Origin of the sequence: Stenotrophomonas sp., assembly GCF_036662295.1 — a bacterium.
Classification (GTDB): Bacteria; Pseudomonadota; Gammaproteobacteria; order Xanthomonadales; family Xanthomonadaceae; genus Stenotrophomonas.
Genome location: NZ_JAVWXA010000023.1, coordinates 1 through 23308, shown reverse-complemented (window position 1 = coordinate 23308; position 23308 = coordinate 1). Strand labels below are relative to the sequence as shown.

25 protein-coding genes, 1 tRNA gene and 1 other RNA gene are annotated in these 23308 nt (G+C 68.9%); 9 read left to right on the top strand and 18 right to left on the bottom strand.

Going from position 1 to position 23308, the window contains the following annotated elements; translation table 11 throughout:
- Positions 1–30 precede the first annotated feature (30 nt).
- From fabF to RSA25_RS06745, 8 genes are all read right to left on the bottom strand, one after another.
- Positions 31–1293 carry a beta-ketoacyl-ACP synthase II gene (gene fabF / locus RSA25_RS06780; RefSeq protein ID WP_332808142.1) on the bottom strand — a complete coding sequence of 421 codons (1263 nt, stop codon included), beginning with the start codon at positions 1291–1293 and terminating at the stop codon, positions 31–33.
- Positions 1294–1429: 136 nt separating this feature from the next.
- Positions 1430–1669 carry an acyl carrier protein gene (gene acpP, locus RSA25_RS06775; RefSeq protein ID WP_332808141.1) on the bottom strand — a complete coding sequence of 80 codons (240 nt, stop codon included), beginning with the start codon at positions 1667–1669 and terminating at the stop codon, positions 1430–1432.
- Between the two features lie 153 nt (positions 1670–1822).
- Positions 1823–2566 (bottom strand): 3-oxoacyl-ACP reductase FabG, encoded by a 744-nt coding sequence (gene fabG / locus RSA25_RS06770; RefSeq protein WP_332808140.1) that lies wholly within the window; start codon positions 2564–2566, stop codon positions 1823–1825.
- Positions 2567–2636: 70 nt separating this feature from the next.
- On the bottom strand, positions 2637–3581 hold the full coding sequence (gene fabD / locus RSA25_RS06765; RefSeq protein WP_332808139.1) for an ACP S-malonyltransferase: 945 nt from the start codon (positions 3579–3581) through the stop codon (positions 2637–2639).
- Positions 3582–4201: 620 nt separating this feature from the next.
- Positions 4202–4984, bottom strand: a complete 783-nt coding sequence (locus tag RSA25_RS06760) for a serine/threonine protein phosphatase (protein WP_332808138.1) — start codon at positions 4982–4984, stop codon at positions 4202–4204.
- 75 nt (positions 4985–5059) lie between these two features.
- A complete protein-coding gene (locus tag RSA25_RS06755; protein WP_332808137.1) occupies positions 5060–6037 on the bottom strand; it encodes a beta-ketoacyl-ACP synthase III in 978 nt (325 codons plus the stop codon).
- Between the two features lie 88 nt (positions 6038–6125).
- Positions 6126–6323: a 50S ribosomal protein L32 gene (rpmF, locus tag RSA25_RS06750; RefSeq protein ID WP_038690090.1), complete on the bottom strand. Its 198-nt coding sequence runs from the start codon at positions 6321–6323 to the stop codon at positions 6126–6128.
- Between the two features lie 108 nt (positions 6324–6431).
- Positions 6432–6941: a YceD family protein gene (locus tag RSA25_RS06745; protein WP_332808136.1), complete on the bottom strand. Its 510-nt coding sequence runs from the start codon at positions 6939–6941 to the stop codon at positions 6432–6434.
- 112 nt (positions 6942–7053) lie between these two features.
- On the opposite strand from RSA25_RS06745, the gene RSA25_RS06740 reads away from it, so the two are divergent.
- Positions 7054–7626: a Maf family nucleotide pyrophosphatase gene (locus RSA25_RS06740; RefSeq protein WP_332808135.1), complete on the top strand. Its 573-nt coding sequence runs from the start codon at positions 7054–7056 to the stop codon at positions 7624–7626.
- An 18-nt stretch (positions 7627–7644) separates the two neighbouring features.
- Here RSA25_RS06740 and RSA25_RS06735 read toward each other — a convergent pair whose 3' ends face one another.
- The gene (locus RSA25_RS06735; protein WP_332808134.1) at positions 7645–9486 is read right to left on the bottom strand and encodes a glycosyltransferase family 39 protein; all 1842 of its coding nucleotides are present in this window, start codon (positions 9484–9486) and stop codon (positions 7645–7647) included.
- 67 nt (positions 9487–9553) lie between these two features.
- Here RSA25_RS06735 and RSA25_RS06730 point away from each other — a divergent pair, with 67 nt between their 5' ends.
- From RSA25_RS06730 to RSA25_RS06715, 4 genes are read left to right on the top strand one after another with little or no spacing between them, the layout of a single operon-like run.
- Positions 9554–10480, top strand: a complete 927-nt coding sequence (locus RSA25_RS06730; RefSeq protein WP_332808133.1) for a MoxR family ATPase — start codon at positions 9554–9556, stop codon at positions 10478–10480.
- A gap of 26 nt (positions 10481–10506) precedes the next feature.
- A complete protein-coding gene (locus RSA25_RS06725) occupies positions 10507–11457 on the top strand; it encodes a DUF58 domain-containing protein (RefSeq protein WP_332808132.1) in 951 nt (316 codons plus the stop codon).
- Positions 11450–13399 (top strand): DUF3488 and transglutaminase-like domain-containing protein, encoded by a 1950-nt coding sequence (locus tag RSA25_RS06720; protein WP_332808131.1) that lies wholly within the window; start codon positions 11450–11452, stop codon positions 13397–13399. Before RSA25_RS06725 ends, RSA25_RS06720 begins: the two co-directional genes overlap by 8 nt.
- A complete protein-coding gene (locus RSA25_RS06715; RefSeq protein ID WP_332808130.1) occupies positions 13396–13920 on the top strand; it encodes a Slp family lipoprotein in 525 nt (174 codons plus the stop codon). Before RSA25_RS06720 ends, RSA25_RS06715 begins: the two co-directional genes overlap by 4 nt.
- 158 nt (positions 13921–14078) lie before the next feature.
- Here RSA25_RS06715 and RSA25_RS06710 read toward each other — a convergent pair whose 3' ends face one another.
- From RSA25_RS06710 to dnaX, 4 genes are all read right to left on the bottom strand, one after another.
- Entirely contained in the window at positions 14079–14438 is a 360-nt protein-coding gene (locus tag RSA25_RS06710; protein WP_332808129.1) for a histidine triad nucleotide-binding protein, read from the bottom strand.
- A 79-nt stretch (positions 14439–14517) separates the two neighbouring features.
- A complete protein-coding gene (recR, locus tag RSA25_RS06705) occupies positions 14518–15117 on the bottom strand; it encodes a recombination mediator RecR (protein WP_332808128.1) in 600 nt (199 codons plus the stop codon).
- Between the two features lie 94 nt (positions 15118–15211).
- Positions 15212–15532 carry a YbaB/EbfC family nucleoid-associated protein gene (locus RSA25_RS06700; protein WP_259210031.1) on the bottom strand — a complete coding sequence of 107 codons (321 nt, stop codon included), beginning with the start codon at positions 15530–15532 and terminating at the stop codon, positions 15212–15214.
- A 6-nt stretch (positions 15533–15538) separates the two neighbouring features.
- Positions 15539–17488 (bottom strand): DNA polymerase III subunit gamma/tau, encoded by a 1950-nt coding sequence (gene dnaX, locus RSA25_RS06695; RefSeq protein ID WP_332808127.1) that lies wholly within the window; start codon positions 17486–17488, stop codon positions 15539–15541.
- A 135-nt stretch (positions 17489–17623) separates the two neighbouring features.
- Here dnaX and RSA25_RS06690 point away from each other — a divergent pair.
- A tRNA-Ser gene (locus RSA25_RS06690) sits at positions 17624–17716 on the top strand.
- Between the two features lie 371 nt (positions 17717–18087).
- On the top strand, positions 18088–18534 hold the full coding sequence (locus RSA25_RS06685) for a GNAT family N-acetyltransferase (RefSeq protein WP_332808126.1): 447 nt from the start codon (positions 18088–18090) through the stop codon (positions 18532–18534).
- Between the two features lie 73 nt (positions 18535–18607).
- On the opposite strand, the gene RSA25_RS06680 is transcribed toward RSA25_RS06685, so the two are convergent.
- Entirely contained in the window at positions 18608–18925 is a 318-nt protein-coding gene (locus RSA25_RS06680) for a multidrug efflux SMR transporter (RefSeq protein WP_332808125.1), read from the bottom strand.
- A gap of 372 nt (positions 18926–19297) precedes the next feature.
- Here RSA25_RS06680 and ffs point away from each other — a divergent pair.
- An RNA gene (gene ffs, locus RSA25_RS06675) (signal recognition particle sRNA small type) lies at positions 19298–19394 on the top strand.
- Positions 19395–19496: 102 nt separating this feature from the next.
- Here the strand turns inward: ffs and RSA25_RS06670 are convergent.
- From RSA25_RS06670 to RSA25_RS06660, 3 genes are read right to left on the bottom strand one after another with little or no spacing between them, the layout of a single operon-like run.
- Positions 19497–19946, bottom strand: a complete 450-nt coding sequence (locus RSA25_RS06670; RefSeq protein WP_332808124.1) for a DUF4440 domain-containing protein — start codon at positions 19944–19946, stop codon at positions 19497–19499.
- Positions 19889–20656: an MBL fold metallo-hydrolase gene (locus RSA25_RS06665; RefSeq protein ID WP_332808123.1), complete on the bottom strand. Its 768-nt coding sequence runs from the start codon at positions 20654–20656 to the stop codon at positions 19889–19891. The genes RSA25_RS06670 and RSA25_RS06665 overlap by 58 nt, the downstream gene beginning before the upstream one ends.
- On the bottom strand, positions 20656–21405 hold the full coding sequence (locus RSA25_RS06660) for a 3-deoxy-D-manno-octulosonic acid kinase (RefSeq protein ID WP_332808122.1): 750 nt from the start codon (positions 21403–21405) through the stop codon (positions 20656–20658). Before RSA25_RS06660 ends, RSA25_RS06665 begins: the two co-directional genes overlap by 1 nt.
- Before the next feature lie 21 nt (positions 21406–21426).
- Here RSA25_RS06660 and RSA25_RS06655 point away from each other — a divergent pair, with 21 nt between their 5' ends.
- Positions 21427–22476, top strand: coding sequence for a glycosyltransferase family 9 protein (locus tag RSA25_RS06655; RefSeq protein WP_332808121.1), 1050 nt, complete (start codon positions 21427–21429; stop codon positions 22474–22476).
- A gap of 28 nt (positions 22477–22504) precedes the next feature.
- On the opposite strand, the gene RSA25_RS06650 is transcribed toward RSA25_RS06655, so the two are convergent.
- Complete coding sequence (locus RSA25_RS06650) at positions 22505–22906, bottom strand: DUF6165 family protein (RefSeq protein WP_332808120.1); 402 nt, start codon at positions 22904–22906, stop codon at positions 22505–22507.
- Positions 22907–23308 lie beyond the last annotated feature (402 nt).

The window sequence follows — 23308 nt, the reverse complement described above, 5'->3', positions numbered from 1 at the left end:
CGGCCCGGGAGCGCTGGCAGCGGGGGACACTCAGACGCGCTTGAACACCAGCGTGCCGTTGGTGCCGCCAAAGCCGAAGCCGTTGGACATCACCACGTCCACCGAGGCCTGGCGGGCCTGGTTGGGGACGTAATCCAGGTCGCAGCCTTCGCCCGGCTGGTGCAGGTTGATGGTCGGCGGCACCACGTTGTCGCGCAGCGCCAGCACCGAGAAGATCGCTTCCACGCCGCCGGCCGCGCCGAGCAGGTGGCCGGTCATCGACTTGGTGGAGCTGACCATCATCTTGTAGGCGTGCTCGCCGAAAGCGGCCTTCATCGCCATGGTCTCGCCGAGGTCGCCCAGCGGCGTGGAGGTGCCATGCGCGTTGAGGTAGCCGATCTGGTCCGGGTTCACGCCCGCATCCTTCATGGCCATGACCATGCAGCGCGCGGCGCCTTCGCCGTTCTCGCTGGGCGCGGTCATGTGGTAGGCGTCGGAGCTGGCGCCGAAACCGGCCAGTTCGCAGTAGATCCGCGCGCCGCGTGCCTTGGCGTGCTCGTACTCTTCCAGGATCAGGATGCCGGCGCCATCGCCCAGCACGAAGCCGTCGCGGTCCTTGTCCCACGGGCGCGAGGCGGCCGCCGGATCATCGTTGCGGGTGCTCATGGCCTTCATCGCGCAGAAACCGCCCAGCGCGGTCGGCGAGGAGCCGCGTTCGGCGCCACCGGCCACCATCACGTCCGCATCGCCGTACTGGATCATGCGCATGGCCGTGCCGATCGAATGATTGGACGTGGCGCAGGCCGACACCGCCGAGAACGACGGGCCCTTCAGGCCGCTGATGATGCTCAGCTGGCCGGGCAGCATGTTGATGATGGTCTTGGGCACGTAGAAGGGCGAGATCTTCTTGCCCTCGTGGAACTCGATGGTCTGCTCTTCGATGCCCAGCAGGCCGCCGATGCCGGCGCCGACGATGGCACCCACGCGCTCGGCGTTGGCCTCGGTGATCTCCAGGCCCGAGTCGTGCAGGGCCATGAAGGAGGCACCAAGGCCGTAATGGATGAACGGGTCCATCTTCTTGGCATCCTTGCCGCTGACCCGGTACTTGCCGAACTGTTCGTTGTCGGCGGTGATGTCGAAGTCCTTGACCTCACCTGCGATCTTGGTGGTGAAACGGTCCAGGTAGGATTGCGAAACGTTGGTCAGCGCACCGATGCCGGAACGGCCTTCGGTGATGCCCTTCCAACTGGTGGCCAGATCATTGCCCAACGGCGAGACCATGCCCATGCCGGTAACGACGACGCGACGCTTCATTGCAGATTCTCCTGACCCGGGTGTTGCGGGTATGACGCGGTGTAACGCTCAAATGCACAGGGCCGCAAGCGCGGCCCCATGGGTTTGCCGCACGCGGTCGCGGCACAGGCCACAACCGCGCGCAAGCCGCCTGACATCAAGCCTTGACGTGGGCGTTGATGTAGTCGATCGCCGCCTGCACGGTGCTGATCTTCTCGGCTTCTTCGTCCGGGATTTCGCACTCGAACTCTTCTTCCAGCGCCATCACCAGCTCGACGGTGTCCAGCGAGTCTGCGCCCAGGTCATCGACGAACGATGCGCTGGTGGTGACTTCTTCTTCCTTGACGCCAAGCTGTTCGACGACGATTTTCTTGACGCGTTCTTCGATGGTGCTCATTGGATATCGCTCCAGATGGAGTAGTGGTTCAAAAATGACGTCATCCGGTAATGGATGACCGTGGGATAGTGTAGTGGAAACCGGCGATGCCTTGCATTGCTACAAAACATCTTTCAGATCAACCACTTGCGGCGCAATCCATGCGCCACATGCTTACGGCATGTACATGCCGCCGTTCACATGGAGGGTTTCGCCGGTGATGTAGCTGGCCGAGGGACCGGCCAGGAACGCCACCGCGTTGGCGATGTCGGTCGGTTCGCCCAGGCGCTCCAGGGCGATCGACTTGACCAGGCCGGTGCGCTGCTCTTCGGGCAGGGCACGGGTCATGTCGGTGTCGATGAAGCCCGGGGCGACCACGTTGACGGTGATGCCGCGCGAGCCGATTTCCTTGGCCAGCGACTTGGAGAAGGCGATGATGCCGGCCTTGGCGGCGGCATAGTTGGCCTGGCCGGCGTTGCCGGTCACGCCGATGACCGAGGCGATGTTGATGATGCGGCCCTTGCGCGCCTTCATCATGCCGCGGATGACTGCCTTCGAGGTGCGGAACACGCTGGTCAGGTTGGTGTCCAGGATGGCCTGCCAGTCCTCGTCCTTCATGCGCAGCAACAGGTTGTCGCGGGTGATGCCGGCGTTGTTGACCAGGATGGTGATGGCCCCGAACTCCTTGGCGATGCCGTCCAGCGCAGCGTCCAGCGCGGCCGCGTCGGTGACGTTCAGCGCGCGGCCGTGGCCCCCCAGGGCCGCCAGGCGCTCGCCGATGGCGGCGGCACCGGCGTCGGTGGTGGCGGTGCCGATGACGGTCGCGCCCTGCGCGGCCAGTGCATCGGCGATGGCGGCGCCGATGCCACGGCTGGCGCCGGTCACCAGTGCGATTTCACCCTGAAGGGGCTTGCTCATCTGTGTTTCCTCGAACGGGACCGGTCCACGTGCCAGGCCGGGGCCGGGGCACGCGAAGGCGGTCGAAGGATCAGCCAGCCCAGCTTTCGCGGGCAGCCTCGAAGTCGGCGGGCGTGGACAGTGTGCGCGCGTCCAGCGATTTGTCGATGCGCTTGATCAATCCGCTCAGCACCTTGCCCGGGCCGCACTCGGCCACGCGGGTGACGCCACGGGCGGCCAGCGCCTGCACGCAGCCGGTCCACTGGACGGGCAGGTACAGCTGCTGGACCAGGGCCTGGCGGATGGCGTCCACGCCGTCATGGATGCGGGCATCCACGTTCTGCACGACCGGCAGCGACGGGGCGCGCCAGTCCAGGCCGGCCATGGTTTCGGCCAGGCGGTTGGCGGCTTCGCGCATCAACGGGGTGTGCGAGGGCACGCTGACGGCGAGCTTGACGGCCTTGCGCACGCCCTTTTCGGCGAGCAGGGCCAGGGCACGGTCAACGGCGGCGGCATCGCCACCGATGACGATCTGGCCGGGGGAGTTGTAGTTGGCCGGGACCACGATCTGGCTGCCGGCGGCCTGCTCGCAGACCTCCACGACCAGGGCGTCTTCGGCGCCGAGGACGGCGGCCATGGCACCCACGCCGGCCGGGGCGGCTTCCTGCATGAGCTGGCCACGCAGGCGCACCAGGTGGGCGCCGTCACGCAGGGTCAGCGCACCGGCCGCCACCAGGGCGGTGTATTCGCCGAGGCTGTGGCCGGCCAGGACGGCCGGCTGGACGCCACCCACGGCGTTCCAGGCACGCCAGGCGCCGATGCTGGCGGCCAGCAGGGCCGGCTGGGTGTATTCGGTGCGGTTGAGCATTTCCTCGGGACCGCCCTGGGACAGCGCCCACAGGTCGACACCGGCGCCATCGGAGGCCTCGGTGAAGGCCTCGCGGACCTGCGGGTGCAGTTCGGCCAGTTCGGCCAGCATGCCCAGCGACTGCGAGCCCTGCCCGGGGAACACGAATGCGAGATTGGAATCGGTCACGCGGTCATCCGCCTGCAAAAATCGAACGGCGAATGATAAGGGGGAACAGCGCCCTCCGTCTGTACTGGCGCGTATGTGTGGGGTGGGGGTTGGCCGGTTTTGAGCGTGAGCAACAGCCACGGCAGTCAGTCACTGTCGGGAAGTGGGCTGGGGTGGGTGACGCTGCGGGACACGCTGCAAGTACGTCCATGTAAGCTCCTTTTGCGCCATCCATGGCGCAAAACGGGTCCCGCAGCGCCACCCACCCCAGCCCCGCCGGAAACGGTCGGCGCGCAGGGACAAGGCAAGAGCCACGCGCGGCCTTCGTTGGGGGGGATGAGCTGCCGAGCTACGCTCGGCACTACCCTCCCCTCAACCCTACGGGCGGGCTGCTCTACCGAGGTTCGGCGAAGCCGAGCCGACGTGCCGTTGATCGCCCATGCGCCCCGACGCACTTTCGAGGGGCGGCATGGGTGGGTTGGCGGGACCGTCATACGCCATGGATGGCGTATGCGAGCCTCCATGGATGGATCTACGGCGTGTCCCGCCAACCCACCCATGCCGACCCAGCCACAGCACCACGCGCAATGACGCTCTGGCTCTGGCTTCAAAAAGCTCTGGACGTAAAACCGCCCACCCGATCAAACCAGCAACTGCAGGATGTCCAGGTCGCCGTCGGAGAAGAAGTCGAAGCAGATCACCGCCAGCATCAGCATCCCCAGCGTGGTGGCCCCGTGCACGATCAGGATCGCGTGGGCCAGCGCGCGCGCCGAACGGCCCAGCTTCAGGCTTGCCCGGGCCAGCCCCTGCAGCCGCCCGCTCACCGCGTGCGCGTGCGCCAGCACCGGCGCCTCCACCCCGTCCATCGCCTCGGCCATCAGCGCCTGCAACTGCTGTGGCCGGTCCTCGTAATATTTGGCCACCCCGTAACCGAACATCAGCCAGTCACGCGCCTGCGCCTGCGCCAGGTCCATCACCTCCAGCGGGTCTTCCTCGAAATCGATGAAGCCCACCTGCACGCCGTCCCAGGTGAGATTGCGCGGCAGCGGCTGCCCGAAATAGGCGCCCTTGCCGTGCGCCGTGGCGATCGCGTGCATCGCCGCGGCCACCAGCCGGTCACGGCCCGCCTCGTCCGCCTCGCGCAGGCAGGTGTTGAACGAACTGCCGTTGTCCTCCAGTACCAGCGCCGCATGCCCGCTGCCGATCACATGCGGCACGTTCACGCCCTGCGCCAGCAACTCGCCCAACCGCCGCGCCTCGGTCTCGCGCGCGGCATCGCCGCCCCGGTGCGGTGGCGGGCGCAGCGCGTCCAGCTGGAAGCGGTGGGCAACAAAATTGAGCAGGCCCAAGGCGACCGCGCGGCTTCCCTCGCCGTACTGCTTCAGCCAGGCGCGCTGCCCTTCAATGACGATGGGCTCAACCATGACAGTTCTCCTAAAATGCAAACGGCCCCGAAATGGGGCCGTAACGACAACGTCACATTGTCGTAACTTGCACTATCAATAGCGCAGCAGCGCCGAACCCCACGTGAAGCCACCGCCGAAGGCCTCCAGCAGCAGCAGCTGGCCACGCTCCACCCGGCCCGAGCGGATCGCCACGTCCAGCGCCATCGGCACCGAGGCCGAGGACGTGTTGCCGTGCTTGTCCACCGTCACCACCACCTGCTCCATCGACATGTCCAGGCGCTTGGCCGTCGCTTCGATGATGCGCAGGTTGGCCTGGTGCGGGATCAGCCAGTCCAGGTCGGCCTTGGTCAGCGCGTTGGCCTCCAGGGTCTCGTCAACCACCGAGTCCAGCGCCTTCACGGCGTACTTGAACACGTCGTTGCCCTTCATCAGGATCGCGCCGCGGTTGTTGTCGCCCTCGCCGAAGCCGGCCGACACGCCTACCGGGTTCCACAGCAGCTCTTTCTTGCTGCCATCCGAATGCAGGTGGGTGCTGAGGATGCCGGTGTCTTCATCGGCCTTGAGCACCACCGCGCCGGCCCCGTCGCCGAACAGCACGCAGGTGGTGCGCTCGGTCCAGTCGACGATCCGGGTCAGGGTTTCCGCCCCGATGACCAGCACATGGCGGGCATCACCGGAACGAATGAATTTATCGGCCACGCTCAACGCGAACACGAAGCCCGAACAGGCGGCGTTGACGTCAAAGGCGGGGCAACCGCTCGCACCGAGCTTGGCCTGGATCAGGCACGCGGTGGAGGGAAAGATCAGATCGGGCGTGGTCGTCCCCACCACGATCATGTCCAGCTGCGAAGCATCGATACCGGCCGCTTCCAGCGCACGCACCGCGGCATGGTAGCCAAGGTCGCTGGTGGTCTCGGTCTCGGCTGCAATGTGCCGCTCACGGATCCCCGTGCGCGTCTGGATCCACTCATCGGTGGTGTCGACCATTTTCTCCAGATCCTGGTTGGTCAACACTTTTTCGGGCAAATAGCTACCAGTGCCCGCGATCCTCGAGTAGATCCGCTTGCTCATTGCATGTCCTGTAGCACGGCTGTCCACACTGACAGCCGGGAAGAAAGGGGTAAAGGCCGCTGCCCGACCGGGCAGCGGCCTTCACGGATCAATCTTCTTCGACGGCCGAATTCGACTTGGTCGCAATCACCTTCTTGCCACGGTAGAAACCGTCAGCGGTGATGTGGTGACGCAGATGCACTTCACCGGTGGTCGGATCGGTGGACAGCTGCTTGGCGCTCAGTGCGTCATGCGCACGGCGCATACCGCGGCGGGACGGGGTAACACGGGATTTCTGCACAGCCATGGGATTGCTCCAAACTCGGTTCGTTTTGCTTCGTCGTATCGTCGCGCAGGACGCCAGCGCCCAGCACAGTCTTCGCTTTCGCCGCAGCCGCCGACGACAATCCGGCTGCTATTGTTTTTTCAGTGCCGCCAACGCCGCGAACGGATTGGCCTTGCTGATTTCTTCTTCGGTCGGTGCCCAGTCCCGGTCCACGGCCTCGCCATCGGGAGACAGCGGCACCACCGGCACGGCCAGGACAAGTTCGTCCTCGACCAGTTCCAGCGGTCGCAGCATGCCGTCTTCGGGCACCAGCCAGGGTTCGTACCCTTCCGGCAGCGAAGCTTCATCTTCTTCGCTGCGGATCAGGCCGAGCCGCTGCACCATCGAAACCGGCAGCAGGAAGCGCTGCAGGCTGCGCTGACAGATCAGCGGCAGCTCGGTGTCGATGGATAGTTCGACATAGGATACCCGCAGGATGTCGTCGTGCGCGAATTCCAGTGCATAGCTGCACCGGCCTTCGGTATCGGCAACAAGCCCTTGCAGGCGGGTCAGTTCAGCCAGATCCACTTGGCCGTCGAAGCGCCTGCGCGCTGCGACCATCCGCCAAGCATCCAGCAATTCGGGCACGTTCGCGGACATAAGCCGCTGAATGTTAAGGACCGTCTGCCCGGCTGTCAAATCCCTGTCGTGCAGACTTGCCCGGCAGGGCCCCCGGGGCCAGACTGCCGCCCCCACGAACCGGTATTTTCGCATGTTTCCGCCCGTCCTCGCCTCCACCTCCCGCTATCGCCTGGAACTGCTGCAGCGGCTGGGCCTGGCCCCGGAATGCGCACGCCCGGAGGTGGACGAGACGCCCCTGCCCGGCGAGGCGCCGCAGGCACTGGCGATCCGCCTGGCGCGGGCCAAGGCCGCCGCGGTGGCCGCCCGCCAGCCCGGCCGCTGGGTGATCGGCTCGGACCAGGTCGCCGAGCTGAACGGGGCTCCGCTGGGCAAGCCCGGCACGGTCGAGGCGGCCCATGCGCAGCTGGCGGCGATGTCCGGCCAAGCGGTGGCCTTCCACACCGCCGTCTGCGTGCAGCGCGATGCGCAGGTGCTGGAGGCCTGTGACCTGACCCAGGTCCACTTCCGCGTGCTCGATGCGGCCAGCATCGCCCGCTACGTCGCCGCCGAGCAGCCGCTGGACTGCGCCGGCAGCTTCAAGTGCGAAGGCCTGGGCATCAGCCTGTTCGAGGCGATCGAGAACCGCGACCCCACCGCCCTGGTCGGGCTGCCGCTGATCGCCCTCGGCAGGCTGCTGCGCCAGGCCGGCTATACCCTGCCCTGACCCGGCGACCACCGCGGCTCAGCGCCCGGGCACCACCAGCGCCTGCTCCTGCCAGGTTTCCACGCTGCCGTCGCGGCCGTGCAGGCGCAGCCCCAGCCAGTGCCGGCCCGGCGCCAGCGCGCGGGTATCCACGCGCGCATCGAAGCCCACGCGGGGGTGCTGGGGATCGTTGGAGATCGTCCAGAAGCTGGTGATGTCATACGTGCGGCCGTACACGGCGTCGGCGGCCGGCTGGCCGTCCACCAGCACCTCCACGCGCGCCAGCCCCACCCCGTCCTTGAAGGCCCAGCCGCGCACGTCCACCCAACCCTCGGCGGTGGCATCGGGCAGTGGCGTATCGATCCAGGCCATGGCCGGGGTCACGCACGGGCCGGTCGCCTGCCCGGCCGGCAGCCGGAACAGCAGGAAGCGCTGGAAGCCGTGGTCGTTGCTGACCACCCGCGGCGGCGGCAGCGGCCCCACCTGCGCGCAGATGTCGTGGTAACGCGCCAGCAGGTCGCGGTAACGCTGGTCGCTGGGCGAGAGCACCAGCAGCATCGGCGCACGGCGCGGGCCCTGGTGCAGCAGCCCCCACAGGCCCAGCTGGGCACTGCGCCCGTGCTTGTCGTTGAGCGGGTGGCGCAGCACCTCGATGGCCGGATCGCGCAACTGGAAGCCCAGCTCGGCGCCCACCTTGAAGTTGCCGGCCAGCACGCGCGTGCCCGGCGGCATCGCGGCCAGTTCCTCGCGCACCGCGCTGGCCAGCGGCTCCCAGCCGGCAAAGTTGCGCGGATAGTATTTGTAGCCGGCCAGCTGCTCGCGCAGGCTCGGCGTGGAGGCCATCAGGTAATAGCCGAAGGCCAGCGCCAACCCGCCGCCGGCCAACCACCACCCGGTGCGCCGCAGCCAGCGCGGCCAGCCGTTGAGCACCACCGGCACCGCCACCAGCAGGGCCAGATAGCCGGGCAACGGCCAGTGGAAGCTGATCCGCTCCACGTCGGTGAAAAAGCCCAGCGCGAAGATCGCCAGCGTGGACACCGCGCCCACCAGGCCGAAATAACGCCACTGCGCGCGCGCACCGCCCCCGGAGCGGGTGCCGGCCAACGCCACCTTCCACATTGCCATGCACAGGATCGGGGTGACCAGCATCGGCTGGATCACCAGGAACCACAGGCCACTCCACTGGAAGGCCCACGGGTGGCGCTCGACCACCTGGAACTTCAGGCCGGCATCATGGTTGTCCGCATTCCAGGACAGCAGCGGCAACCACGCCAGTACGCCCACCGCCAGCGCCACCCAGACCCGCGGATCGCGCAGCATGCGGCGGCCCTGCGGCAGCAGCAGCAAGGCGATGAAGCCGACCACGATCACGCCGATGAAGCGGTAATGGCTCAGCGCGCCGATGCTCAGGCCCAGGCCCAGCTTCACCGCCGCGGCGGCGTCGACATTGCGCAGCAGGCGTGCGCCGGCATCCAGGCACAGCACCGCCGCCAGCGCCATCGGCACATCCGGCACGGCGAGCATGCCCAGCGTGCCTGACAGCGGCATCAGCAGGGTCAGGCTGCCGGCCTGCCAGCCGGCCACCGCGCCGAACCAGCGCGTGGCGATGCGCGAGACCAGCCACGGCAGCAGCGCGCCGATGGCCAGGAAAGGCAGGCGCTGGGCCAGGATGTGGGTACCGCCCAGCTCCACGCCCAGGCGCGACAGCCAGGCCGTCAGCCCGGGCAGGTCCGAATAGGCCGCTGCCAGGTGCTGGCCTTCCTGCCAGTAGAAAGCTTCGTCCACGAACAACGGCAGACGCGCGGCGATCACCAGCTTCACGGCGGTGATCAGCGTCCACAACAGCAGGAAAATTGTGCGTGCGCGTTGTTCGCCCTGCATTGCTCTATAGAATCGAAGGAATCATCGACACGAGACGGACATGGAAAATTCGCCCCACGTGCCAGCCATGCTAACCGATGTATTGCGACACGCCCTGCGCAGCGCCCAGGACCAGGTCAACGGATTGGTGCTGGGCAAGGCGCATGAGGTCCGCCTGGCGTTCGTCGCGCTGCTGTCCGGCGGCCACCTGCTGATCGAGGATCTGCCCGGGCTGGGCAAGACCACCCTGGCCCACGCGATGGCGTCCAGCCTCGGCCTGGGCTTCCAGCGCGTGCAGTTCACCTCCGACCTGCTGCCCGCCGATGTGCTCGGCGTCTCGGTCTACGACGCGGCCAGCCGCCAGTTCCAGTTCCATCCGGGCCCGGTCTTCACCCACGTGCTGCTGGCCGATGAAATCAACCGCGCGCCGCCGCGCACCCAGAGCGCCCTGCTCGAAGCCATGGCCGAACAGCAGGTCACCCTCGACGGGGTGACCCATCCGCTGCCGGATCCGTTCTTCGTGATCGCCACGCAGAACCCGGTGGATCTCTCGGGCACCTTCCCGCTGCCCGACTCGCAGCTGGACCGCTTCCTGCTGCGGCTGGCGCTGGGCTATCCCAATGCCGAATCCGAGCGCGAACTGCTGCGTGGGGCCGATCGCCGCCACCTGATCGCCAAGGCCACCGCGCGCCTGGACGAAAGCCAGGTGCGCACCCTGCGCGAGGCCGTCGGCCAGGTGCATGCCAGCGATGCGCTGGTGCACTACGTGCAGGCGCTGATGACCCGCAGCCGCCAGCATGCCGGCGTGCGCGTGGGTCTGTCGCCCCGCGCCGGGCTGGCCCTGCTGCGCGCCGCCAAGGCCCACGCGCTGCTGCTTGGCCGTGCGCACGTGGTGCCCGAGGACGTGCAGACGCTGTTCGTGGCAGTGGCCGGGCACCGGCTGGTTCCCGAAGCGGAGGCAGGCAATGGTCCAGCGCTGGCCCGCGCCATTCTCCAGACCGTGCCGGTGGACTGAGCATGCGGCGCGGCTGGGGAGACCGCTTGAAGACCGCACTGCGGCCGGCCGACGGCGGCCACTACACGCGGCCACGCCGGCCCGAGGGCCTGCCGTGCCAGCTGGAACGGCGCCGCATCTACGTGCTGCCCACGCGCTTCGGCCTGTTCGTGGCCACGTTGCTGGGCGCGATGCTGCTGGGCGCGCTGAACTACAACAACAACCCGGCCATGTTGCTGGCGCTGCTGCTGGCCACCGTGGCCATCGCCAGCACGATCAGCGCGCACCTGCAGCTGTCCGGCCTGCGCATCGATGCGGTCTCGGCCGAACCGGTCCACGCCGGCCTGCCGATGCGGCTGCGGATCAGCCTGTCGCGCGGCGATGCACGTGCGCGGCGCGGGCTGCAGGTGGCACTCGGCGATGCCATCGCCTTCGGCCACCTGATCGACAGCGACCAGATCGAAGTGGACCTGTCCCTGCCCACCACGCGCCGCGGCTGGCTGGACCTGGAGCGCATCCGCATATCCACCACCCAGCCACTGGGGCTGGTGCGCGCCTGGTCGTGGGTATGGCCGGAGGCACCGTTGCTGGTCTACGCCTGCCCGGCCAGCCAGGCCCCGGCGTTGCCCGAAAGCGGCGGCGACCCGCTGCACACCCGCGTGCACGCCAGCGGCGACGAACTGCACCAGCTGCGCCCCTACCGCGCCGGCGATCCACAACGCAGCATCGCCTGGAAGCACTCGGCCCGGCGCGACACCCTGCTGGTGCGCGAGTATGAAAAACCGATCGGCGTGGACGTGCTGCTGGACTGGCGCGCGCTGGCCGCGCTGCCGCTGGAGGCGAAGATCGCGCGCCTGGCGCGCTGGGTGGACATGGCCGAACGCGAGGGCCGCCGTTACACCCTGCAGCTGCCCGGGCAGCCGGCGCTGGGACCGGGCAACGGCAGCGCACACCACCACCTGTGCCAACGCGCCCTGGCGCTGATGCCCCATGGCTGAGCCCACCTCCCCCGCCCTGGACGCGCGCGCGCGCCACTGGACCCTGGCCAGCGCCGCGCTCGGCCTGGTGCCCCTGCTGCTGCAGCTGCCGGACCTGCTGGCCGGCATCATCGCGCTGGTGGCGGTGCTGATCGCGCTGGTCTCCGGCCAGCGCGTGCTGCCGGCCCCGCTGCGGCTGTTGCTGGTGCTGGGCATGCTGGCGGCGATCTACTGGCAGATGGGCGCCCGCCCCGGCCGCGACACCGGCTGCGCGCTGCTGGCGGCGATGCTGGCGCTCAAATCCAGCGAGCTGCGCAGCCTGCGCGATGCACGCAGCCTGCTCGGCTTCGCGCTGTTTTCCCCGTTCGCCGCGTTCCTGCTCGACCAGGGGCCCATCACCATGGGCCTGGCCATGCTGGCCGCGCTGACCGCCCTGCTCACGTTGCAGCGGCTGGCCCAGGCCGAAGGCCAGGCACCCAGCCCGCGCCTGGGCGGCCAGCTGCGCGGCGTGGGTCGGCTGGTCGCGCTCGGTCTGCCGCTGGCGCTGGCCGGGTTCTGGTTGTTCCCCCGGCTGAGCGAACCGCTGTGGGGCATCCCCGAGCGCGCGGTCGGGCGGCCGGGCCTGTCCGACCACATGGAACCGGGCCAGTGGCTGGACCTGATGGCCGACGACAGCCCGGCGCTGCGCGTGCAGTTCTTCGGCCCGGTCCCCACCCCGCAGCAGCGCTACTGGCGCGGCCCGGTGATGACCTACTTCGATGGCCGCACCTGGGCGCAGGACCATCGCGCGGCAGAGCGCGCGCCACCGGCGGTGACCCATGGCCGGGCGCGATGGGATTACCAGATCGACTACGAACCCACCGACCGCCGGCAGCTGGTCGCCCTGGACCTGCCGCTGCAGGCACCGCCAGGCAGCACGCTGGGCGCCGACCACAGCCTGCGCAGCGGCACCGCGCTCACCGCACTGACCCGCTGGCGCCTGCAGTCGTCCCCCGCCAGCGCCTACGTGGACGACCTCTCGCCCTACCAGCGCCGCCAGGCGCTGCAGTTGCCCGACGGGTTCAACCCGCGCACGGCCGCGCTGGCCCGCCAGTGGCGGCGCGAGGCCGGCAGCGATGACGCGGCGATCGTGCAGCGCGCGCTGGAGTGGGTGCGCGCGCGCTTTGCCTACACCCTGAGCACGCCGCTGCCCGGCCGCGACGGCGTGGACGAGTTCCTGTTCGACCAGCAGGCCGGCTTCTGCCAGCACTTCAGCTCCTCCTTCGTGGTGCTGATGCGCAACGCCGGCATCCCGGCCCGGGTGGTGACCGGTTTCGCCGGCGGCACCCACAACCGCTATGGCGACTACTGGGTGGTCCGGCGCATGGACGCCCATGCCTGGGCCGAGGTGTGGCTGCCGGGGCGCGGCTGGGTGCGGGTGGACCCGACCGCGGCGGTAGCGCCCGAGCGCATCTACGACACCCTGGAAGACCGTTTGCCGGCCGGCGGGGACGCCACGCTGGAAACGCGCTGGGCGCAGATCGGCCAGGCCAGCGACTGGCTGCGCCGTGGCTGGAACGACCTGGTGCTGTCCTTCAACGCCACCCGCCAGCAGCAACTGCTGCGGCCGCTGGGCGTGGACATGCTGACGCCGTCGCAGCTGATCGCGGTGTTTGCCCTGTTCGCCGGCGCCGCACTGGGCTGGATGGCCTGGCTGCTGGCCCGTGGCGAACGCGAACGCGACCCATTGTTGCGCGCCTGGCATCGCCTCGGCCGTCGTTACGCCCGGCTGGGCCTGGCCCGCGAAAGCGCCGAGCCTGCCGCCAGCTGGGCCGGGCGCGTCCACCGGCAGCGCCCGGACCCAGCGTTGCTGTCACTCAGCAGCCGTTTCGTTCTCGCGCGTTACGCTGGCGCGGACGTCGACCTCACTTCATTATTGCGCGACCTGCGCAGGCATCGCCCGTCCTCCGGAGCATCCCCATGAAGATCCAGATTCTGCTTCCCCTCGCCGCGTCCCTGGCGCTGGCCGCCTGCGCGACCGCGCCCAAGCCGCTGCAAGGCCAGTTCAGCATGGTCAGCCCGCGCGATGCGGTGCCCACCCAGCAGGTAGGTACGCCGGTCCGTTGGGGCGGTCGCATCATCGAGACCAATCCGGGCCAGGGCCAGACCTGCTTCCAGCTGATCTCGCGCCCGCTCAACGGCAGCGGCCGTCCCAGCTCGACCTCGGCCGATGCCAGCGATGGCCGTTTCATCGCCTGCCGCGCCGGCTTCTACGACCCGGCGGTGTTCGAGCCGGGCCGCGACGTGACCTTCATCGGCAAGATCGCCGGCTATGAAAGCACCCGCATCGGCGAGTACGACTACCGCCTGCCCAAGCTGGAGGCCGATGTGATCTACCTGTGGCCGGAAGTGCGCCAGGTGGACGTGGTGCCGGCCTACCCCTACGGCCCGTGGGGCCCGGGCTTCGGTCCCGGCTGGGGCTACCGCGGCTGGGGCTGGTGGTAATCGGCCACCGGTCGGGGTCCAGTGAAAAAGCCGCCCAAGGGCGGCTTTTTCAATCCCTCCGGTAGAGCCACCCCATGGGTGGCTGCAAGTTCAACCCGGGTAGAGCCACCCCATGGGTGGCTGCAAGACGAACCGGCGTCCGACGACGCCCGCACCGCTCAGCCCGAAGCCGTCCCAAAATGCCCCAATGGCGCACCCGCCAACAGGTGCAGGTGGATGTGGAACACCGTCTGCCCGGCATGCTCGCGGCAGTTCATGACGATGCGATAGCCATCCTGCGCAAACCCCTCGCGGCGCGCGTACTCGGCCGCGGCCATCGCCAGCTTGCCGATCAGGTGCGCCTGCCCCGGCTGCACGTCGTCCAGGGTCGGGATCGCCTCATTCCGGGGAATGAACAACACATGCACCGGCGCCTGCGGCGCGATGTCCTTGAAGCCCAGCACCTCCTCGTCCTCATAGACGATGGTGGCCGGGATCTCGCGGCGGATGATCTTGCCGAACAGGGTGTCTTCGCTCATGGGGCACCTCTTGCAACAGGGGCTTGGAGAGTAGCGCGGATGGCCGGGCGGTTTCGATCACGGCCGCACACGGCCGCGCTCAATCCTGGATTTCGGTGCGGGTGCCGAAGGCGTGCGACAGCGTGCCGCGATCCACGTATTCCAGCTCACCGCCCAGCGGCAGGCCCTGGGCCAGGCGGCTGGGCCGGACCGCGTGCGCGCGCGCCAGCTGCGCCAGGTAATGCGCGGTGGCCTCGCCTTCCACCGTGGCACTGGTGGCGATGATCAGTTCCTGCACCTCGCCGGCCTTCAGGCGCGCGTCCAGCTGCTCCAGGCCCAGCTCGCGCGGGCCCACGCCATCCAGCGGCGACAACCGCCCCTGCAGCACGAAATAGACGCCGCGGAAGCCGGTGGCATGCTCGATCGCCAGCCGGTCGGCCGGCGACTCCACCGCACACAGCTGCTGCCGGTCACGGCTGCCGTTGGCACACACCGCGCAGACCTCGGTCTCGCTGAAATCGCGGCACTGTGCGCAGTGGCCGATCTTCTCGATCGCCCTGGCCAGCAGCTCGGCCAGCTTCTGCCCGCCCTCGCGCTCGCGTTCGAGCACGTGGTAAGCCATGCGCTGGGCGGTCTTCTGGCCCACGCCGGGCAGCACGCGGAAGGCCTCGATCAGTTGTTCGAGCAGGGGCAGGCTCATGGCAGTGTGCTCATCTCAGAAACGAACACGCGAAGCCCGGAGGCTTCGCGTCGTGGTGGCCGCAGGGCCGCAGGCAGGCCTGCGGCGCGCTGGCTCAGAACGGCAGCTTCATGCCCGGCGGCAACTGCATGCCCGCCGTGGCCGACCCCATGCGGTTCTTGGACTCGGCATCGATCTTGTTGGAGGCATCGTTGAACGCGGCCGCCACCAGGTCTTCGGTCATTTCCGCATCGGCCAGGATCGACGGGTCGATACGCACCTTGCGGCACTCCTTGGCGCCGGTCAGGGTCACGCTGACCATGCCACCGCCGGCACTGCCGGTGACTTCCAGCTTGGCGAGTTCTTCCTGGGCCTTCTGCAGGTTTTCCTGCATCTTCTGGGCCTGCTGCATCAGTTGGGCGATATTGCCGCGCATGTCGTGTTACTCATCAAAGGGACGGATGGAATCGGCCACGACCCGCGCACCGTGCTGCTGGATCAGCATCTGCACCTGGGGGTCGGCCATGAAGGCGGCTTCGGCCGCCTGTTGACGCTCGCCACGCTGCCGGTCGGAACGCTGGTGCAGCGTTTCGGCCTCGGCGTTGCCATGTTCGATCACGATCCGCGGGGTCTGCCCCAGCGGGCCGGACAGCGCCTCGGTCAGCGCCGCCAGCGAACGGTCCGAACACAGGTACTCAAATCCGGGCGATACCGCCAGTTTCAAGACACCCTGCTGGAAACTGATGAACGCCGCGTGCGCGGCCAGCTGCCGCGAGGGCCCGTTGAGCTGGCTCTGGGCGACCAGCTCCAGCCAGGCTTCCGGCGAGGCCAGCACGATCGGCGTGCCCGGCGCGGCGGTCGCAACCGGCGCACTGGCCGGCCCGATGGCGATGCCCTGCGGGCGCGGGGCGGCAACGACCGCCTCCGGCGCCGGGGGCGGCGCGGCGGGGCGGGCCGGCGGGGCCTCCCACGGGGCCACCATGGCCGCGTCGGGGCTGGCCATCTCGGCCGCCAGCGCCTCGTCGCGATCGTCCGCACCGGCCGGGTGCCACGGCGGCGGATCGTCTTCAGGGGCCGGCATGGCCGCCGGCGCGGGCGCCGGGGGCGTCGCCGCGGCAGCCACCGGGGCGATCACGGCCTCGACCGGCACCGGGGCCTCCACGCGGGCCGGCGGCGTGGCAACGGCAGCCACCACGGCCGGGGCGGCCATCGGCGCGGGCGCTGCCGCCATGCCGCTGCCCTGGGCGCTGCTGCCGGCGCCACTGTTCACCTCGGTGCCGGCGCCGGGATCACGCGGCACCGGTGGCACGGCGGCGGCCGGGCGGAAGGCCAGCATGCGCAGCACAGCCATCTCGAAACCCGCGCGCGGGCTGGGCGCCAGGTACAGGTCGCGACGGCCATTGAGGGCCATCTGGTACCAGAGCTGCACCACTTCCGGGCGCAGGCGCTGGGCGAAGGCGGCGGCATCGATGCCCTCGCCATCGGCCGGGGCGCCGGGCACCAGCTGCTGCACCTGGATACGGTGCAGGGCCTCGGCCAGCGCCTCCAGCACACCGCCCCAGTCCGGCGAGAATTCGGCCAGCGCGGCCACCACCTGCAGCAGGCGCACGCCATCGCCATCGGCCAGGGCCTCCAGCATCGCCGCCACCTGGGTGCGGTCGACCGTGCCCAGCATGGCGCGCACCACGTCTTCACGCAGCGCGCCGCCGGCATAGGCGATGGCCTGGTCGAGCAGGGACAGGCCGTCGCGCAGGCTGCCATCGGCGGCCTTGGCCAGCTGCACGATCGCGGTCGGGTCCGACTCGATCTCCTCGGCGGCCAGGATGCGGGTCATCTGGCCCTGGATCTGGTCCTCGTCCAACCGCTTCAGGTTGAACTGCAGGCAGCGCGAGAGCACCGTGACCGGCAGCTTCTGCGGGTCGGTGGTGGCCAGCAGGAATTTCACGTGCTCCGGCGGCTCTTCCAGCGTCTTCAGCAGCGCGTTGAACGCGGCCTTGGAGAGCATGTGCACTTCGTCGATCAGGTACACCTTGAACTTGCCACGCGAGGGCATGTACTGGGCGTTCTCGATCACCTCGCGGACATCGTCCACGCCGGTGTTGGACGCCGCATCGATCTCCAGCAGGTCGATGTAGCGCCCGGCATCGATATCCAGGCACGCCGGGCACTGGCCGCACGGATCGGCGCTGGTGCCCTGTTCGCAGTTGAGCGATTTGGCAAAAATGCGCGCGATGGTGGTCTTGCCCACCCCGCGGGTGCCGGTAAACAGGAACGCATGGTGCACCCGGCCGCTGTCCAGCGCATTGCTGAGCGCACGGACCACGTGTTCCTGGCCCACCAGCTCGGCAAAACGCTTCGGACGCCACTTGCGGGCAAGGACGAGATAGGACATCAGGCCACCGTCTTCATCGGGACGTCCATTGTGCCACGCCTGTCCAGCCCCCCTGCCCCTGTGACGGACCGCTTGTGCGATCGCAATTCCCCCGCTAGAATCTGCGCCCCTGCAGCGGGTTATCGCAGCAGGTCCGGAGAGGTGTCCGAGCGGTTGAAGGAGCACGCCTGGAAAGTGTGTAAGCGTCTAAACCGCGCTTCGGGGGTTCGAATCCCCCTCTCTCCGCCAGATAAACGCAAAAGGGCCGCCCATAGGGTGGCCCTTTTGCGTTTATCTGATGGATGGGATGGGTGGTGAGAAGCCCCGCCGGGGTTCGACGGTTCTGCAGGAGCAGAACCGGACAGTCGCAGGCTGGTCCCGAGGCGCAACGCGCATCGGGATCGGGTGCATGGATGCACCCGACAATCCCCCTCTCTCCGCCACACATGAGAAGGCCGTCCCCCTGGGGCGGCCTTTTTTGGTCCTTCACCCAACCCCGCGGCAGGGCCTTGCAGAGGCCGGCGCGTGCGTGTCGTACGTGTGAGCGCCGGTGCGCATCGAAAAAGCCGGTAGTGTGGGCCGCTGGCCGGCATCCCACCGCCACCAAGGAGCCTGCCCGCATGATCCGCCCCTTCCAGCCCGGCGATACCGATGATTGCCTGGCCATCTTCGACGGCAACGTGCCGCACTACTTCGCACCGCATGAGCGCACGGACTTTTCGGCGTACCTGCTCGACCCGGCGCGCCCGTCCGACTACCAGGTGCTGGTGCGCGCGGGGCAGATCGTCGCCTGCGGCGGGTTGGCCGTGGACACGCCGGGCACCGCCGCCTTCTGCTGGGGCATGGTGCACCGCGCATGCCATCGGCAGGGACTGGGCACGCAGCTGGCGGTGGCGCGCATCGCGCGCGCCCGCACCCTCGGCGCCCAGCGGCTGGTCCTCAGCACCAGCCAGCACACCCGCCGGTTCTACGCCGCGCTGGGCTTTGCCGTCATCGCCATAACCCCCGACGGCCACGGCCCCGGCCTGGACGCGGTGGAGATGGCATTGGCACTGGCGCCGCACTGAGCGGCGCCCTCGCATCGAGCGCGCCAGCCACGCATGGCGTGGCTGTACCCCCGGCAGAATCAGGCCGGAGGGATTACGAACTGCTCACCTTCATCAGCACCAGCCCGCTCACGATCAGCAGCGCCGCGCCGATCCGCATCGCGCTGACCTGCTCGCCCAGGAAGGTGATGCCGATGACGAACGCGCCCACCGCGCCGATCCCGGTCCAGATCGTGTACGCGGTGCCGAGCGGCAACGTGCGCATGGCCAGCGACAGCAGCCAGAAGCTGGCGATCATGGCGGCCAGGGTGATGATCGACGGGGTGAGCTTGCTGAAACCGTCGGATTGCTTCATCGCAAAGGCCCAGACGATTTCCAGTACACCGGCAGCCAACAGATAGATCCAGGCCATGTGGCCCTCCTTGATAGGGGCCAGGTCGTCCTGGTCGTTGGTTCCCGTGACGGGGGAGGTCGTTCCTCCAGATGTGCCGGCATTCTAGCAACCCCGCCGCACCCGGGCGACGCGCCGAAACGCGGCTTTGCATGGGATTCAGCGCGGGGACGCATGCCATTCAGGCCGCTCTGTCTCGATCAGCGCGGCGGCCTCGCCGCGACGCTGGCCGATCCGCACGGGTGCCTGCCTGGGCACAGGCGCGCGACGCTGGCACTGCGTGCCGCGCATGGGCTAGAATGCGCGACTGCACTGCGGGGCGATGCCTTGCACTGCACCTCCGGCATCCGCTGATTTCGATCACCCGGTGCCAGGAACGTCTCTATGGTGGCCCCGTCGGCCCCTCGCGACGCTAGGTCGAAAATCCCGCCAGGGCCGGAAGGCAGCAACGGTATCGATCGACGCGGGCGCCGAGGTCAGCCGGCGGGGCCGCCACCTTTTTGGGCCCTTGCCATCGTGCGCGTAGCGCCCACCGTGGGTCGGCCTCCCTTGCACCCCGCAGATATCGACCTCAGCCGACCCATGCGCGGCGTTACGCCGGTTCCGCCTTCGGCGTGCCCTGGTGGAACACCACCTGCCAGGCCTCCCCGTGCAGCCGCCACAGCGAACTGCGCAGCACCACGCGCTGGCGCACACCGTCCACCACATACCAGCTGCGATAGCGCACCTGCGCCACGGTCGGCGCGAGCAGAGTCACCCGGTAGTCGTCGGACAGGATCGTCACCTCGGCGCGCTCGGCTGGAATCTCGGCCAATGCCGTTGCCCGGTCATAGCCGTTGCCCGAGCTGCCGATCTCGCTGAAGTCCGCATCCAGCAACGCAGCCAGCCGCGCCACATCGGCGCGCACCGCCGGATCGTGCAGCGCGCGCTCGAGCGCTTCGAGGTAGGCGGCCAGCGCGGCTGGCGCCGGCGTGGCGGGCCGGCTCAGGGCGGATCCTGCGCCAGCACGTGCGGCGCCGTCGGTGCCGCCAGCGGAACGCATTCGCCCGGCAGCGCCACGCGATGGCCACGCTGGCGCAGTGCGGCGCCATCGGCCTCGCTGGCGTAGTGGTACAGCATCATCCGCGCCTGCAGCGCGGGGCTGTACTCGCGCTCCAGGTCGGCCACGCCGGTATGCGACGGGTTGCCGTGCAGGCCGCAGTCGTGTGCGATCAGTTCGTTGTCGTCGGCATAGCGCGCCAGCATTTCCGGGATCGGGCGGGTATCCCCGCTCCACACCACGGCGCCTTTCAGGCGCAGCCCGTAGGCGGTTTCCGGCCAGTGGTGGCGCACCGGGAACACCTCCAGGCGCACCCCGTCGTGCCAGAACGCATCGCCCACCACGATCAGCTGGAACGCATCCCAGAAGTTGGCGCCGCCCTCGGCCAGCACGTTGGGGTAGTCGGCCACGCGCCTGTGCAGCAGCGGCACCACCGGCGCGGGCACGTACACGCGGATGCGGCCCCGCCGCTGCGGCGAGAAGTAGGCGTCCACGAACAGGCGCTCGAAGCCGGCCACGTGGTCCAGGTGCACATGGGTGACAAACAGCGCCTGCGGCACGTGGCCGTACTGCGCCTGGAAGGCGGTCAGCCCTTCGCCGCCGCAGTCGATGGTCAGCCAGGGGCGGCCGTCGCGCTCGATCACCGCCATCGGCGAGCCCAGCTGGACCGCCGACGCATTGCCGACCCCCATGAAGCGCAGCGCCCAATCCATCAGTAGCCCCGGTTCCAGGCCAGGTCGTAGGCCCGGCGCAGCCGTGCGTAATCCTTTTCCACGTCCTCGTGGCTGCGCTCACCGCGCAGCTTGATCAGCGAGCGCAGCAGCCGCTTGAGGTTGCGCTCGCGCCAGCGGGTGGCGGGGATGCGCTGCACGCCGCGGTCGAAATCGATCAGCCAGCCGTGGCCGTTGGCATCGAAGAGGATGTTGTGGGCATTGAGGTCGGCATGGTCCAGCCCGGCCCGGTGGAAGCGCGCGATCAGCCGCCCGGTCTCCTCCCACGGCGCGCCGCGCCCGGCCACCAGCGCGCGGTCGGCCAGCGAACGCACCCCTTCCAGGCGTTCCATCAGGATCGCGGCGCGGTAACGGATGCCGTCGCGCATGTAGAAGGCGGCAATCGGCTGCGGCACCGGCAGTTTCAGCGCGCGCAGCGCGCGCATCAGGCGGAACTCGGCGAAACTGCGGGTGCGGTTGGCGCCGCGCCACAGGTACTGGTCGCGGCTGAGTTTGGCCGCCAGGCCGCCGCGCAGGTACTGGCGCAGCACGCATTGGCCGAACGGCGCCTCCACGAACCAGGCCCCGCCGCGGCCACCATCGCTTACCGGTCGCGCCCGTTCGGCCCAGTGGGCCGGCGAGAACAGACTGATATCGGCTTGCCGCAGCCGTTCGCGGTCGAACAGAATGGCACCCATGCCGCGTCCATCGCGGCAGGGCGTCAGCGCTTCAGTGGCGTCGAATGCGACCATTCCTTCGAGTCTAACAACACCATGGCATCAACGTCCTCTTCCGTGTGTCTTTTGCGTTTGTCGGCACTGGGCGACGTCACCCACGTGGTGCCACTGGTGAGGACGCTGCAGCAGGCCCGGCCGGGCACGCCGCTGCACTGGATCATCGACAAGGCCGGCCACAAGCTGCTCGACGGCCTGCCGGGCGTGGTCTTCCACCCCTACGACAAGAAGACCGGGCTGGCCGGCATGCGCGCCCTGCGTGCGGACTTGCCGCCCGGCCGCTTCGAGGCGCTGCTGCAGATGCAGGTGGCCTTCCGCGCCAACGTGCTGTCCGCGTTCGTGCCGGCGCTGCGCCGGATCGGCTACGACAAGGCCCGCTCCAAGGACCTTCACGGGCTTTTCATCAACGAACGCATCCCCGACCGCCCGGGCATCCACGTGCTCGATGCGATCGGCAGCTTCTGCGAGCCGCTCGGCCTGCGCCAGACCGAGGTGAGCTGGGACCTGGCGATCCCGCCGGCTGCGGTCGAGTGGGCACAGGCGCAGTGGCAGGACGATGGCCGGCCGGTGCTGATGATCTCGCCCTGCTCCAGCCACGTGCGCCGCAACTGGTATGCCGACCGCTACGCCGCGGTGGCCAACCACGCCACCTCGCGCGGCTGGCGGGTGGTGCTGTGCGGCGGGCGCAGCACGCTGGAGCGCGACATGGCCGATGCCATCCTCGCCCAGCTGCAGGTGCCGGCGCTGGACCTGGTCGGCAAGGACACGCTCAAGCAGCTCCCTGCCCTGCTGGCCCGCGCGGCCCTGGTCATGACCCCGGACTCGGGCCCGATGCACATTGCCAACGCCATGGGCACCAAGGTGCTGGGGCTGCATGCGGCCAGCAACCCGCACCGCAGTGGCCCGTATTCGGATCGCCGCTACTGCGTGGACCGCTACGACGATGCCGCGCGCAGGTTCCTGGGCAAGCCGGCCAGCCAACTGAAATGGGGGGCCAAGGTCGAGTTCGATGAGGTGATGCAGTTGATCACCGTCGAAGACGGGATTGCCGCCTTCGAACGCTACGTGGCCGACCACCGCCCGGCGTAACCGGCGGGGTGTCGGCCAGCGGCCGGCATCAGCGCGGCGCGTAGTCCTTGTACGACTTTTCTTCGACGTAGCCCGAGCCCAGCGCCAGGTTGATGTCCTTCTTGATCCGCGCGCGCTGGTCGTTCTGCAGGTACACGCTGCGGGCCAGGGCGATGAAGTCCTCGTCGAAGGCCTGGGCCTTGTCCTGCAGGCGGATGTTGTCCTCGATGTCCCACAGACGCTCGTTGACCGCCTTCAGTTCCGCACGCAGGCGCGCGATGTCCCTGACCGCGGCCGGGTGCGCCATCCAGGTCTTTTCCAATGCACTCAGCTCGGCATGGATGTTGGCCAGCTTGGCCGCATCGTCGATGCGCTCGGCCTTGATCTGCAGGATCGAGATCTTGTCCAGCAGCTCGCCGAAGGACACGGGAACCAGGATTTCAGCGGTCATGGGGGCCATCCGTTACAGGTGGCCGCCAGTTTAACGGACGTGGCGTGGAACGCAGGTGGGCGGTTGTCAGCTGTTGCTCCCGCCTTCGCGTTCGGCAGTGTCTCCGTTGGCGCGCAACCCGAACCAAGGCACAAGCCCCTCTGTTGAGGGGCTGCCCCGACAGGGGCGTCGAACGCGTGACGAGGGTGGCCCCGTCATTGCCGGGATTGCTGGGCCCATCCATGGGCCCAGCCCTTCCGCGCTGCGCGCTCCAGGGCCAGCCATTCGGCTGTCCGGATTCGTTCCAGACGAATCCGTCGAACCCCGGCGCGTCTTCGCTTCATCCCCCTCTTCGCCAGCCAAGCAAAAAATGGCCCCCGATGGGGGGCCGTTTTTTGGTGTGTGGGGGGGGGGGGGGGTGTA

Bases quoted from the DNA above. Each gene is read 5' to 3' on its own strand.
- fabF (WP_332808142.1), bottom strand. From the start codon at position 1,293: ATGAAGCGTCGCGTCGTCGTTACCGGCATGGGCATGGTCTCGCCGTTG.
- acpP (WP_332808141.1), bottom strand. From the start codon at position 1,669: ATGAGCACCATCGAAGAACGCGTCAAGAAAATCGTCGTCGAACAGCTT.
- fabG (WP_332808140.1), bottom strand. From the start codon at position 2,566: ATGAGCAAGCCCCTTCAGGGTGAAATCGCACTGGTGACCGGCGCCAGC.
- RSA25_RS06760 (WP_332808138.1), bottom strand. From the start codon at position 4,984: ATGGTTGAGCCCATCGTCATTGAAGGGCAGCGCGCCTGGCTGAAGCAG.
- RSA25_RS06755 (WP_332808137.1), bottom strand. From the start codon at position 6,037: ATGAGCAAGCGGATCTACTCGAGGATCGCGGGCACTGGTAGCTATTTG.
- rpmF (WP_038690090.1), bottom strand. From the start codon at position 6,323: ATGGCTGTGCAGAAATCCCGTGTTACCCCGTCCCGCCGCGGTATGCGC.
- RSA25_RS06745 (WP_332808136.1), bottom strand. From the start codon at position 6,941: ATGTCCGCGAACGTGCCCGAATTGCTGGATGCTTGGCGGATGGTCGCA.
- RSA25_RS06740 (WP_332808135.1), top strand. From the start codon at position 7,054: ATGTTTCCGCCCGTCCTCGCCTCCACCTCCCGCTATCGCCTGGAACTG.
- RSA25_RS06735 (WP_332808134.1), bottom strand. From the start codon at position 9,486: ATGCAGGGCGAACAACGCGCACGCACAATTTTCCTGCTGTTGTGGACG.
- RSA25_RS06730 (WP_332808133.1), top strand. From the start codon at position 9,554: ATGCTAACCGATGTATTGCGACACGCCCTGCGCAGCGCCCAGGACCAG.
- RSA25_RS06720 (WP_332808131.1), top strand. From the start codon at position 11,450: ATGGCTGAGCCCACCTCCCCCGCCCTGGACGCGCGCGCGCGCCACTGG.
- RSA25_RS06715 (WP_332808130.1), top strand. From the start codon at position 13,396: ATGAAGATCCAGATTCTGCTTCCCCTCGCCGCGTCCCTGGCGCTGGCC.
- RSA25_RS06710 (WP_332808129.1), bottom strand. From the start codon at position 14,438: ATGAGCGAAGACACCCTGTTCGGCAAGATCATCCGCCGCGAGATCCCG.
- recR (WP_332808128.1), bottom strand. From the start codon at position 15,117: ATGAGCCTGCCCCTGCTCGAACAACTGATCGAGGCCTTCCGCGTGCTG.
- RSA25_RS06700 (WP_259210031.1), bottom strand. From the start codon at position 15,532: ATGCGCGGCAATATCGCCCAACTGATGCAGCAGGCCCAGAAGATGCAG.
- dnaX (WP_332808127.1), bottom strand. From the start codon at position 17,488: ATGTCCTATCTCGTCCTTGCCCGCAAGTGGCGTCCGAAGCGTTTTGCC.
- RSA25_RS06685 (WP_332808126.1), top strand. From the start codon at position 18,088: ATGATCCGCCCCTTCCAGCCCGGCGATACCGATGATTGCCTGGCCATC.
- RSA25_RS06680 (WP_332808125.1), bottom strand. From the start codon at position 18,925: ATGGCCTGGATCTATCTGTTGGCTGCCGGTGTACTGGAAATCGTCTGG.
- RSA25_RS06670 (WP_332808124.1), bottom strand. From the start codon at position 19,946: ATGCGTTCCGCTGGCGGCACCGACGGCGCCGCACGTGCTGGCGCAGGA.
- RSA25_RS06665 (WP_332808123.1), bottom strand. From the start codon at position 20,656: ATGGATTGGGCGCTGCGCTTCATGGGGGTCGGCAATGCGTCGGCGGTC.
- RSA25_RS06660 (WP_332808122.1), bottom strand. From the start codon at position 21,405: ATGGTCGCATTCGACGCCACTGAAGCGCTGACGCCCTGCCGCGATGGA.
- RSA25_RS06655 (WP_332808121.1), top strand. From the start codon at position 21,427: ATGGCATCAACGTCCTCTTCCGTGTGTCTTTTGCGTTTGTCGGCACTG.
- RSA25_RS06650 (WP_332808120.1), bottom strand. From the start codon at position 22,906: ATGACCGCTGAAATCCTGGTTCCCGTGTCCTTCGGCGAGCTGCTGGAC.